Source organism: Sphingobacterium psychroaquaticum, from assembly GCF_900177625.1.
In the GTDB taxonomy this organism is placed as follows: domain Bacteria; phylum Bacteroidota; class Bacteroidia; order Sphingobacteriales; family Sphingobacteriaceae; genus Sphingobacterium; species Sphingobacterium psychroaquaticum.
This window is the reverse complement of record NZ_FXAU01000003.1, coordinates 98,655-113,616: the sequence shown is the minus strand read 5'-3', so window position 1 is coordinate 113,616 and position 14,962 is coordinate 98,655. Positions and strand designations below refer to the sequence as shown.

Annotated in this window: 15 protein-coding genes; 8 read left to right on the top strand and 7 right to left on the bottom strand. The window is 42.0% G+C overall.

Annotated elements, in window-relative coordinates; translation table 11 throughout:
* Window positions 1-79: 79 nt before the first annotated feature.
* The 4 genes from B9Y69_RS08930 to B9Y69_RS08915 all read left to right on the top strand — a co-directional run bounded on the left by B9Y69_RS08930 (window position 80) and on the right by B9Y69_RS08915 (window position 4,361).
* On the top strand, window positions 80-784 hold the full coding sequence (locus B9Y69_RS08930; protein WP_085472610.1) for an NUDIX hydrolase: 705 nt from the start codon (window positions 80-82) through the stop codon (window positions 782-784).
* A 6-nt stretch (window positions 785-790) separates the two neighbouring features.
* On the top strand, window positions 791-1,717 hold the full coding sequence (locus B9Y69_RS08925; protein WP_085472609.1) for a helix-turn-helix domain-containing protein: 927 nt from the start codon (window positions 791-793) through the stop codon (window positions 1,715-1,717).
* Window positions 1,718-1,798: 81 nt separating this feature from the next.
* Window positions 1,799-3,001, top strand: coding sequence for an MFS transporter (locus B9Y69_RS08920; protein ID WP_085472608.1), 1,203 nt, complete (start codon window positions 1,799-1,801; stop codon window positions 2,999-3,001).
* Window positions 3,002-3,107: 106 nt separating this feature from the next.
* Window positions 3,108-4,361, top strand: a complete 1,254-nt coding sequence (locus tag B9Y69_RS08915; protein WP_085472607.1) for a hypothetical protein — start codon at window positions 3,108-3,110, stop codon at window positions 4,359-4,361.
* On the opposite strand, the gene B9Y69_RS08910 is transcribed toward B9Y69_RS08915, so the two are convergent.
* Window positions 4,327-4,581, bottom strand: coding sequence for a helix-turn-helix transcriptional regulator (locus B9Y69_RS08910; RefSeq protein WP_085472606.1), 255 nt, complete (start codon window positions 4,579-4,581; stop codon window positions 4,327-4,329). The two genes, B9Y69_RS08915 and B9Y69_RS08910, sit on opposite strands and share 35 nt — an antisense overlap.
* Before the next feature lie 82 nt (window positions 4,582-4,663).
* Between B9Y69_RS08910 and dinB the strand changes: the two genes are divergently transcribed.
* The 4 genes from dinB (at window position 4,664) to B9Y69_RS08890 (ending at window position 10,421) form a co-directional block, all read left to right on the top strand.
* Window positions 4,664-5,821 (top strand): DNA polymerase IV, encoded by a 1,158-nt coding sequence (gene dinB, locus B9Y69_RS08905; protein ID WP_085472605.1) that lies wholly within the window; start codon window positions 4,664-4,666, stop codon window positions 5,819-5,821.
* Between the two features lie 5 nt (window positions 5,822-5,826).
* Window positions 5,827-8,886 (top strand): DNA polymerase III subunit alpha, encoded by a 3,060-nt coding sequence (locus B9Y69_RS08900; RefSeq protein WP_085472604.1) that lies wholly within the window; start codon window positions 5,827-5,829, stop codon window positions 8,884-8,886.
* A gap of 129 nt (window positions 8,887-9,015) precedes the next feature.
* Window positions 9,016-9,912 carry a 3-hydroxyacyl-CoA dehydrogenase gene (locus tag B9Y69_RS08895; protein ID WP_085472603.1) on the top strand — a complete coding sequence of 299 codons (897 nt, stop codon included), beginning with the start codon at window positions 9,016-9,018 and terminating at the stop codon, window positions 9,910-9,912.
* An 8-nt stretch (window positions 9,913-9,920) separates the two neighbouring features.
* Complete coding sequence (locus B9Y69_RS08890) at window positions 9,921-10,421, top strand: GNAT family N-acetyltransferase (protein WP_085472602.1); 501 nt, start codon at window positions 9,921-9,923, stop codon at window positions 10,419-10,421.
* On the opposite strand, the gene B9Y69_RS08885 is transcribed toward B9Y69_RS08890, so the two are convergent.
* The 6 genes from B9Y69_RS08885 to B9Y69_RS08860 form a co-directional block, all read right to left on the bottom strand.
* The gene (locus B9Y69_RS08885; protein WP_085472601.1) at window positions 10,414-11,397 is read right to left on the bottom strand and encodes a lipoate--protein ligase; all 984 of its coding nucleotides are present in this window, start codon (window positions 11,395-11,397) and stop codon (window positions 10,414-10,416) included. The genes B9Y69_RS08890 and B9Y69_RS08885 overlap by 8 nt on opposite strands.
* Window positions 11,398-11,410: 13 nt before the next feature.
* The gene (locus tag B9Y69_RS08880) at window positions 11,411-12,109 is read right to left on the bottom strand and encodes a hypothetical protein (RefSeq protein ID WP_085472600.1); all 699 of its coding nucleotides are present in this window, start codon (window positions 12,107-12,109) and stop codon (window positions 11,411-11,413) included.
* 75 nt (window positions 12,110-12,184) lie between these two features.
* The gene (locus tag B9Y69_RS08875; RefSeq protein ID WP_085472599.1) at window positions 12,185-12,532 is read right to left on the bottom strand and encodes a cupin domain-containing protein; all 348 of its coding nucleotides are present in this window, start codon (window positions 12,530-12,532) and stop codon (window positions 12,185-12,187) included.
* Between the two features lie 121 nt (window positions 12,533-12,653).
* Window positions 12,654-13,721 carry an SDR family oxidoreductase gene (locus tag B9Y69_RS08870; protein WP_085472598.1) on the bottom strand — a complete coding sequence of 356 codons (1,068 nt, stop codon included), beginning with the start codon at window positions 13,719-13,721 and terminating at the stop codon, window positions 12,654-12,656.
* Window positions 13,722-13,795: 74 nt separating this feature from the next.
* On the bottom strand, window positions 13,796-14,374 hold the full coding sequence (locus B9Y69_RS08865; RefSeq protein WP_085472597.1) for a Crp/Fnr family transcriptional regulator: 579 nt from the start codon (window positions 14,372-14,374) through the stop codon (window positions 13,796-13,798).
* A gap of 58 nt (window positions 14,375-14,432) precedes the next feature.
* A complete protein-coding gene (locus B9Y69_RS08860) occupies window positions 14,433-14,948 on the bottom strand; it encodes a DinB family protein (protein ID WP_085472596.1) in 516 nt (171 codons plus the stop codon).
* Window positions 14,949-14,962 lie beyond the last annotated feature (14 nt).

The following is a 14,962-nucleotide window of genomic DNA, read 5'->3' as shown; positions in this document are numbered from 1 at the left end:
GAAAGTTTTAAAGTTAAGTTTGTATTTTGCAACTTTGCAGAGCACTAACCAATCATAAATTTTTGGACGTAATAATACTATGGATTTCTATAAAAGCGAGCCTAAAACCTTACTAGCAGTAGACTGCATTATCTTTGGGTTTGATGGAGAATCTCTCCAGATTTTACTTATTAAAAGGGGGCTGGAACCGGAGCGCAATAAATGGAGTTTAATGGGAGGTTTTGTGCAAGCGGATGAAAGTCCGGAGGAAGCGGCATCTCATGTCCTATTCAAATTGACCGGTCTGGAGAATGTCTACATGGAACAATGTGGGGTTTTTGGAAACCCTAACCGGGAAAAATATGGACGTGTCGTGAGTCTTACTTATTTTGCATTGATCGATACCAAACAGTACACCCATATTATTACGGATGAATATGAGGCGAAGTGGTTTCCGGTAAATAAACATCCGACGCTTATCTTTGATCACCTGGATATGATTACAGTGGCGAAACGTGCCTTGCGTACCAAAGCTGCATTATATCCTATTCTATTCGAACTACTTCCAGAAAAATTCACCATTCCACAGATATCGGCACTTTATGAGGCTGTTTACGATACGGAATTAGATAAACGGAATTTCAATCGAAAACTTTTGTCTTCTGACCTACTCATTAAACTGAACGAAAAGGACAAAGAACACTCAAAGAAAGGTGCTTTTTACTACAAATTGAACATGGACTTGTATAAAGAAAAAATTATGTCGTTCTTGCGTTACCTGCCTAGTTGGTCTATTGAGGGATAATTAAGGATGAGCACAACGTTACAGACTATTAATGATTATTATCGGGAGCGTCCATCGGCGTTTTACCCGATCGACACCAATCCTATTCGTTGTGGTGAAGCGCATTTCAACATCAATATGCGTAAATATTGTAGTTTTAAGATTCCTTTTAATCGCTGTGACTTCTACAAAATATCCTTGATCCAAGGAACCGGCATGTTCCACTATGGTAACCATGCTATTTACATTGATAAACCGGCTTTGTTTATCCCTTCACCATCCGTCCCTTATTATTGGGAGTGTGATAGTTTGGACCAGCACGGTTTTTTTTGCTTATTCAATGTAGAGTTCCTCACCGAGTATGTCCATTTCAATCAGCTGCATAAAACATCTGTTTTTAAAGAATGGAGTAAACCATTGATTTTTTTAGAACCTGAGGAGCTCTCTCTCGTTCGCAGTTATTTCAGCCAGATGTATGAAATGGCCAAATCGAACTATCCGCATAAATATGAAGCCATCGGTAGTTTTGTAAATCTCTTGCTTCACCATGTGTTGATGCACCGTGTGGACGACATCAAACCCGAAGAAACCAAAGGAAGCACCCGTATATACCGGCTTTTCGATGAATTATTAAACCGCCAGTTCCCTTTAGACTCTCCGGCCTATCCCCTACAGCTAAAAACTCCCGCGGACTATGCAGAGCAACTACATGTTCACGTTAACCACCTCAACGCTTCAGTCAAGGCCGTAACAAATAAAACAACATCAACATTAATCCGGAGTCGCATGCTCCTGGAAGCGAAAAGTCTCTTGCTCTACACCGCTTGGGATGTTTCTGCTATTGGTTATACGCTCGGGTTTGACCAACCGTCGCATTTTCATCATTTTTTCAAGAAACTGACAGGCTTGACGCCGCTACAATTTCGGCAACAGCCCAAACAGGATATTCTTTGATTTTTACAATAATCTGTTTGACTTACGAACTCTTATTTCCACAACTTGGCCTAGCTTTGTTTGTTGAAAAATTACTCGTATATGTTAAGAGATGCATCGCCTTCACGGATCAAATGGGCTACGCGGTTAGCGTTCTTTTCTATTCCATTATCTGGTTTTCTGACAGATATCTATCTCCCCTCTTTCCCATCGATGGCCAAAGCGCTCGATGTTTCCGAGCATGAAATACAGGCGACCCTGACCGTTTATTTTTTAAGTTACGGTATCGCGCAGTTATTTGTCGGGAACCTGCTGGATGCCTTCGGACGGTACAAACCGCGATTAATTGCTTTAGCAATTGTTTTCCTTACGAGTTTGGGTATAACACAACTACACGATATCCAATGGATTACAGCTTTCCGGATTGTACAGGGAATAGCAATCTCGCTCGTCGTTATCTCAACTCGAGCTTTCTTTGTGGATATGTACGATCAGGAACAACGTAAACATTATCTTAGTTATTTTACCATTGTCTGGTCTTGTGGCCCTATTCTAGCTCCCTTTTTGGGGGGGTATCTCGAGCACTACTTTAACTGGCAAGCCAATTTCTACTTCATTGCGGGGTATGCACTATTAGTTTTGGTGCTTGATTTGTTGATTAGCGGAGAGACGCTTGCTCAGTTCAAAAAAATCAAACTCCGCGAAGTGGTCGCCAACTACAGGCTGATGCTATCGCACGAGTCTTTTATCCTTGGAATTGTAATTCTCGGCCTCAGTTATTCTGTCGTCATGGTTTTCAATATTGCGGGTCCTTTTGTTCTCGAAAATGCATTAAACTCCAGCGCCGTTGTTATCGGATACTGCACACTAATCTTAGGTTTTTCCTGGATGGTTGGCGGTATTGTTAGCAAAAAGATGAGCTCCTTGGATATGAGCAAGCGCATCCTCTACGCCTCCGCTATACAAGTTGTGCTGTGCATAACAATAGCCATACTGAGTATGTTTTCTCAAAACCTCTATCTCTTCATCGCTTTCGCCTTTCTGATACATATCTGTAGTGGTTTTTTATACACCATATTTTTCACGCAGAGCATGCTTACATTTCCCGAACATGCAGGTGTTGCTGGAGGTTTAATCGGGGGGCTCGTCTATGTATTCACTTCATTAAGCAGCTATTTGATTTCTACAATCGGAAAAATTCAAACACCAGCAGATTTAGGAATTCGATACGTGTTAATTGCAGCCTTATTACTGTTACTTATGTGTTATGTTTCGCGGATATACCGAAAGCATACGGCAACCTAAATATTGGAAAGCGATTTCTGTTTCATGCGCCATGATACTTTTTTCTCCTTTATAGGAGAATTTTAATAAAATACTTATTAAATTGGGGTTAAATTATAACTGAATTATGGATACTCCTGTCTTGGCAAATTCGTCTGTCTGGTCACCGTTAAAAAAGCTTGGATTTCGCTTTTCTTTTATTTTTATTCTCTCGTTTATTCTACTGAAGAACAACGGTACTTTTCCCTTGTTCAATATCATAAGTAAACCTTTTATAGCGTTGAGTCAGCAATTTACGCCTTGGTTTGCCAAACATATTTTACATTATCAATATGACTACGCTATTTTTACCAACGGCAGTGGCGACACTTCCTACGATTGGGTAGTACTATTGGTTCTTTTTCTTCTCGCGCTACTTGGCAGCGCTATTTGGTCTTTACTTGATCGTAAACGGAAAAATTATGATATCGGGTATTATTGGCTCACGCTATTTATACGCTACTATATCGCTTTAATGCTGATCAACTATGGCGCCATTAAATTGACACATAGCCAAATGCCCGCTCCCGGGTTGAGCAGACTGATGCAACCGCTAAACGAATTCTCTCCTATGGGATTAGCCTGGACATTTATGGGGTTTTCTAAAGGTTACAATATCTTCGTGGGTCTCGTGGAAATTTCGGCAGCTTTCTTACTTTTTAGAAGAACACTCGTCCTAGGTGCATTAGTCACCATCGCGACAAGCATCAATATCATGAGTATCAATTATTTTTTTGATGTTCCTGTAAAACAACTATCTACAGCCTTGCTTTTCCTATCGATATTTTTGCTATTGCCTTACCTCCGCCCACTAAACAATTTCTTTTTTAAAGGCGAGCCCGCTCAGCTCCAGCTATTAGCACGCCCCGTGTTTCAAAAAAAATGGCTCAAGAAAGGAGCTCCTTGGCTTAAAATCGGTTTTATTGCTTTCGTTGTAATTACGCAGGTTATGGGTTTATTCTCCCGACAAAAGCTGATGGACCATTACTTCAAAAAGTCACCCCTCTACGGCATCTATCGTATTGAAGACAAAAATTCAGAACTGTATACCCTTCCTTCGGATTGGTCATATCTTATTTTTGAAGGTGAAAATCAAGTGACTATCCGTGACAGATACTATAAAGCTCACTACGAGGAGACGCGACCGGATACAACGGCAAAAACTATTTCCTTGAATAACTTCACGTTCGATTATCAAGTTGCGGATAATGGCGATATCGTCTTAAAGAAAACACTCGAAAAAGGTGTAGAAGAGATTAAGCTAATAAAACAAAACACCGCCGATTTTGAACTGAACAAACGAAGTTTTAGTTGGATACAGGAATATCCGTACAACCGATAACAGGTCTTGCTCGTTGTAAATCGACCAATATCAGATCGTCAATACGGAGTTTATAATACATCGCAATTTTCACCAGTAATTCTACAGGAGGCTCTGCCATGCCATATTCGTATTTGGAATAACGCGTTCGGGTAATTCCTAAATCATTTGCCAGCTCCTGTTGAGATCGTCCAACTTGCGCACGCAGGTACTTTATATTTTCAGCCAAGTGGTACAACATTGTTCTAATTTTGAACAACAATTATACTAATATTTTTAGTATTACATGTAATTTTGTTTAGATTTTTACAAACAGAGGATGTATGGAGCGCACGATAGTACACATGGATCTGGATACCTTTTTTGTATCCTGTGAACGATTAAGAAACAGCGAGTTGGATAAAATTCCAGTCATTATCGGTGGAGGCGATCGGGGCGTTGTCGCCTCCTGCTCCTACGAAGCTCGGTATTATGGCGTCCGGTCGGCCATGCCCATCAAAATGGCCCTACGCCTATGTCCACAAGCCAAAGTCATCAAAGGAGATATGGAGCTTTACTCCCGCTTATCTCATACCGTTACAGAAATTATTCAAGAGAAAGCGCCAGTAGTAGAGAAAGCCAGTGTCGATGAACATTATCTTGACATATCGGGTATGGATCGTTTTTTTGGTTCCTATCAATGGACACAGGAGTTGATGCAGAATGTTACGAAACACACCGGACTTCCCGTAAGTTTTGCTTTATCGGTCAACAAAACAGTTGCTAAAATTGGCACAGGAGAAGTCAAACCCAGCGGCAAAAGAGAAATTCGACAACATGAGATCAAACCTTTTTTAGCCCCACTATCCATAAAAAAAATACCGATGGTAGGCGATAAAACCTTCCAACTGTTATCACGCATCGGTATACGTACCATACATACCTTATCCGAAATGCCTGCCGAAGTACTTCAGCAGATGATCGGTAAAAACGGCATTGATCTTTGGAAAAAAGCAAACGGTATTGATCATACACCAGTCGAACCTTATACGGAGCGAAAATCAATCTCTACAGAACATACATTTGATCGTGATACAATCGATATAGCGATGCTTCGCACGCTAATTACAGGGATGGTAGAGAAACTAGCGTTTCAATTGCGTACGGAACAATGGCTTACCTCAACTGTCGTCGTTAAATTACGTTATGCAAACTTTGATACGGAGACCAAACAAGCACAAATCCCCTATACATCGGCCGATCATACCTTAAACCGCTGCGTGCATGAGTTGTTTGATAAACTGTATAATCGACGGATGCGAATTCGGTTGATCGGGATACGTTTTACGGGACTGGTGCGGGGAAGCTTGCAAATCAATCTGTTTGAAGACACGGAAGAGATGCTCGCACTATATCAGGCGATGGATCATATCAAACATCGATTTGGCCACAATAAGGTTTATCGTGCATCAAGTGTATATGTACCGCCTAAAAAAAAGTAATAGCTATGTACCTCAATTGTCATTCTTACCACAGCTTGCGCTACGGCACAATGTCTATCAAGACGCTTGTAAAACAGGCTAAAGCCTGTGGCGTTACAGCCCTGGCATTGACCGATATTAATACCGTTACGGGGATATACGATTTTATTCGTGCCTGCGAGAAAAAACAGATCAAGCCTTTGGTGGGCATGGAGTTTCGCGAGGGCAATAAATTGTTATACATTGCCCTGGCAAAAACGTCTACCGGTATTGGGGAAATGTGCAACCTATTAACGGCGCATAATATAGCGGGAACACCGATCCCCGTTCAAGCACCACCTTTTACAGAAGTGATTACGATCTACCCGTTGGATAATGCCCCCGACAGCTTACCCCCGGATGCGTATATCGGCGTGCGTCCCGACGAGCTTACGCAGCTTATCCAACTTCGATGGCGACACCGAATCAATAATATGGTCATCCTCCAACCTGTTGTCTTCGAAAGCAAAGAAACGTACAATCTGCACCGCATCCTGCGTGCCGTGGATCTCAACATTATTCTTTCCAAGCTCACTTCGCAAGACACTTGTCGGGAAACAGATTCCATGGTCCCACCCCACACGCTTCTTTCTTATTACCGCCATTATCCGCAATTGATTACCAATACCAAACAGGTTGTGGATAGCTGTAATTTTACGTTTGATTTTCATGCGCCAAAGAATAAAAAGCATTTCACCCATAGCCGGGACGAAGATTTAAAACTCCTGACGACCTTAGCTTACAGAGGACTGGCAAAACGGTATCCTCCAGAACATCGAGAAGCCATGGATCGGGTGGAGCGAGAATTAAAAGTCGTTCACCAGCTCAGTTTTAGTGCGTACTTCCTGATCACCTGGGATATTGTACAGTACAGCAACAGCATGGGTTTTATGCATATCGGGCGCGGCAGCGGCGCCAACAGCATTATTGCTTATTGTTTGGGCATTACCGATATCTGTCCGTTGGAGTTGGATCTTTATTTCGAGCGTTTCCTGAACTTAAACCGCAAGACGCCTCCCGACTTTGATATCGACTGGAGCTGGCAAGACCGGGATACCATCTTACATTATATATTCAATAAATATGGACGAGATCACGTTGCTTTTTGTGGCACCAACGTTACTTTTAAATACCGATCGATTTTCCGTGAACTGGGTAAAGTATTCGGTTTGCCCAAAGCCGAGCTCGATAGCCTGGCCACCATGCCCATCGAGCAGCACGACAGCAATTCGATTGTTGCGACAATACATCGTTATGGTAAAATGTTGGAAAAATTCCCGAATCAACGCAGCATGCACGCCTGCGGTATATTAATCTCCGAAGAACCCATTACACATTATTCTGTCCTGGAGATGCCTCCCAAGGGTTTTCCTATCGTACAATTTGACATGCATATTGCCGAAGAAATCGAGTTGCATAAATTTGATATTCTTTCGCAACGGGGAATCGGTCATATTAATGATGCTGTTCAATTAATTCAGCAGAACAGAGGCATCACAGTAGACATCCGCAATACGTCCCTCTCCAAGGACGAAACATTATGCAATGATTACCTCCGCAAAGGCCACACCATCGGCTGCTTTTATATTGAAAGCCCGGCGATGCGGGGATTGTTACGCCGGCTCCAATGCGATAACTATAAAATATTAGTCGCAGCCTCCTCTATTATTCGGCCGGGTGTTGCGCAGAGCGGCATGATGAAAGAATATATTTTTCGGCACAATAATCCGACAGGATTCACCTATTTCCATGATGTCTTCAGGGAGCAATTACACGAGACATATGGTATTATGGTTTACCAAGAGGATGTGATTAAGATTGCGCTCCACTTCGGTGGTTTAGCGGCAGCGGATGGTGATATTCTACGGCGTGCGATGAGTGGCAAGGGACGATCTCTTTCCGCGCTGCAACAGGTGAAAGACAACTTCTTCGCCTCTTGTCGAAAACTAGGTCACGATGAGAACCTTAGCGCCGAGGTGTACCGTCAAATTGAATCTTTTGCCGGTTATTCTTTTTGTAAAGCACACTCGGCCTCCTATGCGGTAGAGAGCTACCAAAGCTTATTTCTCAAAGTATATTATCCTTTGGAGTTTATGGTGGCTGTGATCAACAATCTGGGAGGATTTTACCGGACCGAAGTCTATGTTCACGAAACAAAAAAATCAGGCGCTGAAGTCTTTCCTCCATGTGCCAATAAAAGTATATACGAAACCACCCTCTATGGCAAAACCGTATACCTCGGTTTTATGCACATCCAAAGTCTTCCCAAAAAGACGGCGCTCCTTATTGAGCATGAACGTAAGCAACATGGAGCATACCGTTCCTTAGAAGATTTTATCCGCCGTATCCCCATCGGTATAGAGGCCGTACAAATTTTAATCTACATCGGAGCGTTCCGTTTCACGGGAAAAAACAAAAACGAACTACTCGTTACCGCTCGCATGTTGCTGGTCAACTTCAAACCTGAAAACCGTGCGCTGATGCTTCTGCAAGAACCCGCTAAAGAATACAAACTCCCCGAGCTCGAACGCCTCCCTCATGAAGATGCTTTCGATGAAATAGAGCTGCTCGGCTTTCCAGTATCTTGTTCTCCCTTCGACTTGCTGCAAACAAAATATCGCGGTGAGGTTCTGGTGCAAGACCTACTCAAACATCATAAAAAACAAGTAAAGATGTTGGCCTACCTTATTGCACGTAAACATGTCCCGACCAAACTGGGAACCATGTATTTCGGCACTTGGATAGATGTTCATGGCGACTATTTTGATACCGCACATTTCCCAGATAGCCTCCAGGCTTACCCTTTTCAAGGTGGCGGTTGTTATCTCCTCCTCGGAACGGTCGAAGTAGATTGTCATTTTCCGACCATTACCATCCATAAGATGGCCAAGATGCCTTTTATCCCGGACCCACGCTATAACCATGAAAAGAATCATCAATACCGGGTACACCAGCAGATCAAAGAGGATGTCAGCATGACCCATCGTGCCCCTTATCCACAAGCACATGAAATTGGCCTTCCTCGGCAAGCCATGCCCCAAACATAGAAGCGCTGAAGGCCTGTCAAACCACGACTGAAAAGACCACGTGCCTACAATGAAAACTTGTTTCTACTCCAAACACTACCAATAAACATTTGTTATTACTTCTATATAAAAACACTTAAACGTTCAATAATGGAAATTAAAAATGTAACAGTGGCCGGCAGTGGCGTACTTGGTTATCAAATCGCATTTCAAACGGCCTTTCATGGATTCAATGTCACGGTATATGACATTAATGATAAAGTACTAGAAAAAGCGAAAGCCAAATTCGACAACTTGGCTCAAGCCTACAAAAAGGATCTACAAGCGACAGATACGGCGCTGGCCGCCGCAAAAAGCAATCTGCAATACACATCCGATCTTGCTGTCGCCCTAAAAGAGGCAGATTTACTTATCGAAGCTGTTCCAGAAAATCCACAGATAAAAATTGATTTCTATAAAAAAGCACGTGCCGTTGCTCCAGAAAAGACACGCTTTGCGACCAACTCTTCTACCCTCTTGCCTAGTCAATTTGCGGCCGAAACAGGACGTCCGGAAAAATTCCTTGCCCTGCATTTCGCTAATGAAATATGGAAACATAATACGGCAGAAATTATGGGACACCCTGGCACAGACAAACAGGTATTCGATCAAGTAGTTGAATTTGCCAAAAACATTGGTATGATTGCTTTGCCTCTTCACAAAGAACAACCCGGATATATTGTCAACTCGTTACTTGTTCCTTTACTCGGTGCGGCAACGGATTTATTGGTCAACAATGTCGCTGATGTGCAAACAATAGATAAAACATGGATGGTTGCCACCGGTGCTCCTGTAGGCCCCTTTGCAATTCTCGACGTTGTTGGTATTACTACCGCCTACAACATCAATAAGATGGAAGCGGATGCCACTGGTGACCCATTAAAAGTCAAAACAGTAGCCTTTTTAAAGGAAAACTTCATCGATAAAAATAAATTAGGAGTCGCCACAGGCGAAGGTTTCTACAAATATCCGAATCCCGCATTTACCGATCCAGATTTTTTAACGTAAATTGCTGCATGATATTAGAAACAGAACGTTTGATTCTCCGCCCCTTCCTTCCCGAAGATGCGGAGAATATGTACGCTTTAAATGAAGACCCCGAAGTGTTACAATACACCGGAGATGTACAATTTGTAGATGTGGAAGCTACCCGAGTGTTTCTCACGAACTACGATCAATACGAGAAATATGCGGTCGGCCGTCTCTTGGTCATTCGCAAAGAAGACCAGGAAATACTCGGTTGGTGTGGACTCAAATATCATCCTGAAGAGGATGAATATGATATTGGTTACCGATTTTTTAAAAAACATTGGGGCAAAGGTTATGCGACAGAAAGTGCGATAGCCTCCATGGACTACGGTCAAAACACCTTAGGTATCAAGCGTATTGTCGGCCGGGCACGAATAGAGAATTCAGCCTCTATAGGCGTATTTAGCAAGCTAAACATGCATTATGTTGAAGATTTTGAAGAAGATGGACAACACTGGGTGCTCTATGCCCTAGAGAAATCTAGCTAAACAACACCAAGATTTCTTCCACGGTGACCTTTCCAAAGAAGGCTGTCAGATCTACCGCATTCAAGACGGATTCAATTTGATCCAAGCTATGTTTTTGCCCAATAAGCTTTTTCTCCAGCTCTTCAATAGGTTTGGAAGCGAAGAAATCACCAAAGATCTTAACCTGCTGAATATATCCTTTATCGACATCCATGTGTAATTCAATAAATCCAGCAGGTACTTTTATCGCTTTCTTAAAGTTATAATTGGGTGAAAAACCGAAATTCCAATCCCAAGTATTATACTTCTCTTTCACTAATGTTTCGATCGCATGTATATCGTCGACCGTTAATTCATATTGAATAGCCCCGGGATTTTCTTTGATCATCTCAGCGATCAGTAGCTCTTTTAGTTTTTCGGTACTCGTATCTGCCGGCAGGTAATGAATCAGATTGGTTACCCGCGCCCGATTAGACTTTACAGCTTTGTCAATAAATTTAAGCGGGTTTACCTGCAAAGCCTCGCCTAAAACCTCCATCTCCGAATTTAGCAGAATAGTTCCATGTTGAATCATTTTACCATTCTTCATCAACTTCGCATTACCACTGAATTTCTTACCATCGACCAATAAATCGTTCCTTCCTTCCAACTTTGCGGGTACACCTAATCCAGTAAGCAAATTGACAACCGGCTGGGTAAAGGTCGAAAAATCCATAAAATCATTGGTTCCCAATAATGTGTGAAAAGAGAAATTCAAATTTCCCAAATCGTGATATACAGTCCCCCCTCCAGACATACGACGCACAACCTTTATCGCATTGTTAGTAACGTAATCCAGATTGATCTCTGCCAATGTATTTTGAAATTTACCGACAATGATAGACGGCGCATTCACGTAGAGCAAGAAGATGTCTTCCTCAGGATATTTGTATAACAAATACTCTTCAGAAGCAATATTAAAATATGCGTTGTTCGAAGGAGAGTCTATAATAAACATAACTTATACCAGGTTAGAAGAAAAATTGATCCACAAAAAACTGTAAGATTGCCTCGTCAGTACGAAAACGACGTATCATTCGATCCCAGGTCTTCGGTGCTAGTTGCACCTTATTCCCGAAACTATCCTCATAGGTCCATTTGTCAAAGATATCTTTTTTCAAAGAAGCATTGTCTCGACCCTCTTGAAATTCTAGATATCCATGAATATTGCGTTTAAGTGAGCTTTTTACTCCATTACGCTGCTCTTCAATATTATTATGCCCAAAAATATCCTTGCCCTCCTCTAACTTATAACCTCTATTATCTTCAATTATAAGCTTATCGAAAATATCAATCTTATACGACGCTTTATAGTTTTCATCGCGTCTATTCTCCCGCACTAGATTAAGAAATAGCTTACGCTGCTGTTCTTTGTTTCCGATAATACCACGATATTCTTTATCTAAGTATTTTTTTTCAAAAGTAATCTGGTTTCTACGGCTGTCCTTATAGATTAGGTCATCAAAGATATTCTTCTCCAAGGTCGCGGTGTACTTGCCATCACGAGACTTATAATTCAAGTTGCCAAAAATATCAACATCGATTTCACTGCGTTGTCCAAATACAGATAAACCAGAGAATAGAAATACAAAAAGGAAAAAAGCAATTCGTCCGAATATGCGATACGATGTACTCTTGAGGTCATTCAAAAAATTAAAAGCTGCGATCATAAAAATGGGTTTATCTGTTGGATTAAAAAGAGACACGTTGGTTTAACGACAAATAATGTTTTTGAGCGCTTAACCCTACTTTCGTCTACGGACGACCTCTTCCACCCTACCTACAGCATCAGCCTTATTTAGGGATAATCGTACAATACTGTCCTTCTTGGCAAGTAGATCATGTGGGACATGGCCTTCTAACGTTATTAACATTCCGCGATTCAGGGCAATCCGCTTTCCATCAACACCAAAATCGATTTCTCCATCCACCACTTCCACCACAATCGGAAAAGGTGCACTATGTTGCTTCATTTCCTGTCCGGCACGAAAAACGATTCGAATCTCTTTTGTAGCGGTAGTGTCTAACATAACTTTTATCGCAGGGCGATCCTCGCCATAAACGATATCCTCCAATAAAGACGCTGTTTGCATAACCCACTTTTTGATTTAGGGTCAAGGTAGGAAAAGCTGATGGTTTATGCAAAGAAACCTATTCCTTCTAAGGGAGATTGACGTCTAGACAATCGCATAGACGTCAATCGCATCCAGCCTTCTAGGGAATAATCTGTCCTGTGCGTAAAGACTTAAAAAGATCGAAAAAAGAATCCCGTGTATCCTGGTACGCGGTAAAGCCTAATTTTCTACTTTTTGTCATATCCGTTACCACCTCCAGAGGTCTCCCCAAGTCCAGATCAGTATGCCATGGCGAAATCAAACGTTCTAAATGACTTTCTTTCAAACCATGCGTCTTCACGATCTTCGTCCAATCTTCTGCTATTCCTGTCATTGCACTTTCTAATGGTCGAATAGTTTCCACAAAACCTTCAGCGGCAATTCCAAACCAGTCCGCAATATCAAACCATAAACGATTCCATCGAAAAACATCGCCATTGGCCACATTAAAGGCTTGATTCTGTGCAGCAGGGGTCGTCGCTGCCCAGACCAATTGCTTAGCCAAGATTCGTGCATCGGTCACATCGGATAAACCAGACCACTGCTCCCGCGACCCCGGCCATACCATAGGCAATCCCCTTTCTTTACACCAGGTAGCATATACCGCTAGCGTCGTCCCCATATTCATCAAGTTGCCCACTGCTTCACCAATAATGGTATGTGGACGATGCACACTCCACGTGAACCCATCGCGTGCAGCAGCCTCAAAAACAACATCTTCTTGTGCATAATAAAAGTTAGGAAATGTAAGTCTTCCCTGATCTTCTCGCACGGGCGTTTCCGGCAGGTTCCCCGTTTTAGCATACGATTCAAAAGGGCCTAAGTAATGCTTTAATCCGGTCACCAAAGCTACATGTGCCACACTTCTTTTTAGAGAAAGTACATCCAACATATTCCGCACCAAGGTGCTGTTCACCCGTATATTTTCAGTCTCATTTTCCTGACGCATCCAGGTGGTAAAAAAAACATGGGTAGGATTAATACCAGACAACGCTTCTTCTAAGCTGTCGGTATCTAAGAGATCTCCCCTTAGCTGATGGACTCCCTTTAAGGGTTTACTTGGATTTCTTGACAAGCCATACGTCTCCCAACCTTGGGCAACTAGCTCTTTGGCCAAATTACTGCCGGCAATTCCTGTGGAGCCGACGACTAATGCGCTATTTTTCATCTATTTCTTTTGGTATCAAAAGTAAAACCTGCCAAGCAGGTATACATTGACCCAAAACAAGAAATAACGTTGACTTAGATCAACTGTTTTTTCTTTATCCGGCTGATCGTTTCAGTCGTCAGACCCAGGTAAGAAGCAATTAAATGCTGTGGAATCCGTTGAATAATAAACGGGTACTGTCGCAACAACTCTTGATACTTTTCTTCTGCCGTGTAGGTGTGCGAACTAATCAGTCGTCGGTCTTTTGTGACTAAACTATTTTGATACAATATTCTAAAATAACGCTCCATCAGAGGCATCTGATCAAGCATAGTATCATAATGAGCACGGGATAACAATAGAACATGCGTTTCCTCAATCGCGTCGATATTTAGCAACGCGGTCTCTCCGCAGATGAAACTCCGAAAATCAGAAATCCACCACCCCTCTAGCCCAAACAAACTGACATGTTCATTGCCTTTATCATCCAGTGTATATGACTTCAGCGCACCCCGCACCACAAAAGCAATATCCTTGCACAACTCCCCTTCCTGGAGAAGATATTGCCGCTTACGAAGTTTCTTTACTCGAAAAAAACTTCGTAAAAGCGTTTTATCCGACTCCGTTATCGTTACTTTTTCTTCTATATTTTGAAATAAAGATTCAAAAAGCATTTCTCTTTCGTTTGATTTATCACGAATCTACAAAACTTTCATGATTTCAGCATGTATGCTACCCCACATGACGAAAGCGATCCTTATAAATATTCCAGAAATTATAATCCGTCATTGGCGCATCCTCCATACCAAGATGCCGGCCCATTGTTACAATCTGGCCGCGGTGGTACGCGCCGTGCAGTACAATTTGCTGAATGTATTCATAACGAGATAAATTACAAGAAAACCATGCACTATCGACAGCGATCTTTTCTGATAATAGAGACTCGTCGCTCTCCGAAACCAGATCGACCAATTTTTGTGAACTCACGATCAGCTCTTCAAATAGCTCCAGTCTTCCAGGCATATCTGGTAAATGTTCAATATCTAACGCAAACTGCTGACCCACAATCGAGCGCCAGTATTCTTGTGAACAACAGATATGATGTACCGTCTTTAAGATACTGCTATAACTGGATTTCACCTCAGTATGCAGAAGGATTTCCGATTTGGTATTTAACCACTCCACATATTTTTGGTTTACCCAAAGATTATGTTCCAAACTGCTCAGTGTAAGTTTCTTTAAGTTCATAAGGATAGTATTTA

Coding starts and splice junctions, on each gene's coding strand:
- B9Y69_RS08930 (WP_085472610.1), top strand. CDS start 80: ATGGATTTCTATAAAAGCGAGCCTAAAACCTTACTAGCAGTAGACTGC.
- B9Y69_RS08890 (WP_085472602.1), top strand. CDS start 9,921: ATGATATTAGAAACAGAACGTTTGATTCTCCGCCCCTTCCTTCCCGAA.
- B9Y69_RS08915 (WP_085472607.1), top strand. CDS start 3,108: ATGGATACTCCTGTCTTGGCAAATTCGTCTGTCTGGTCACCGTTAAAA.
- B9Y69_RS08910 (WP_085472606.1), bottom strand. CDS start 4,581: ATGTTGTACCACTTGGCTGAAAATATAAAGTACCTGCGTGCGCAAGTT.
- B9Y69_RS08880 (WP_085472600.1), bottom strand. CDS start 12,109: ATGATCGCAGCTTTTAATTTTTTGAATGACCTCAAGAGTACATCGTAT.
- B9Y69_RS08865 (WP_085472597.1), bottom strand. CDS start 14,374: ATGCTTTTTGAATCTTTATTTCAAAATATAGAAGAAAAAGTAACGATA.
- B9Y69_RS08920 (WP_085472608.1), top strand. CDS start 1,799: ATGTTAAGAGATGCATCGCCTTCACGGATCAAATGGGCTACGCGGTTA.
- dinB (WP_085472605.1), top strand. CDS start 4,664: ATGGAGCGCACGATAGTACACATGGATCTGGATACCTTTTTTGTATCC.
- B9Y69_RS08860 (WP_085472596.1), bottom strand. CDS start 14,948: ATGAACTTAAAGAAACTTACACTGAGCAGTTTGGAACATAATCTTTGG.
- B9Y69_RS08900 (WP_085472604.1), top strand. CDS start 5,827: ATGTACCTCAATTGTCATTCTTACCACAGCTTGCGCTACGGCACAATG.
- B9Y69_RS08925 (WP_085472609.1), top strand. CDS start 791: ATGAGCACAACGTTACAGACTATTAATGATTATTATCGGGAGCGTCCA.
- B9Y69_RS08895 (WP_085472603.1), top strand. CDS start 9,016: ATGGAAATTAAAAATGTAACAGTGGCCGGCAGTGGCGTACTTGGTTAT.
- B9Y69_RS08885 (WP_085472601.1), bottom strand. CDS start 11,397: ATGTTTATTATAGACTCTCCTTCGAACAACGCATATTTTAATATTGCT.
- B9Y69_RS08875 (WP_085472599.1), bottom strand. CDS start 12,532: ATGCAAACAGCGTCTTTATTGGAGGATATCGTTTATGGCGAGGATCGC.
- B9Y69_RS08870 (WP_085472598.1), bottom strand. CDS start 13,721: ATGAAAAATAGCGCATTAGTCGTCGGCTCCACAGGAATTGCCGGCAGT.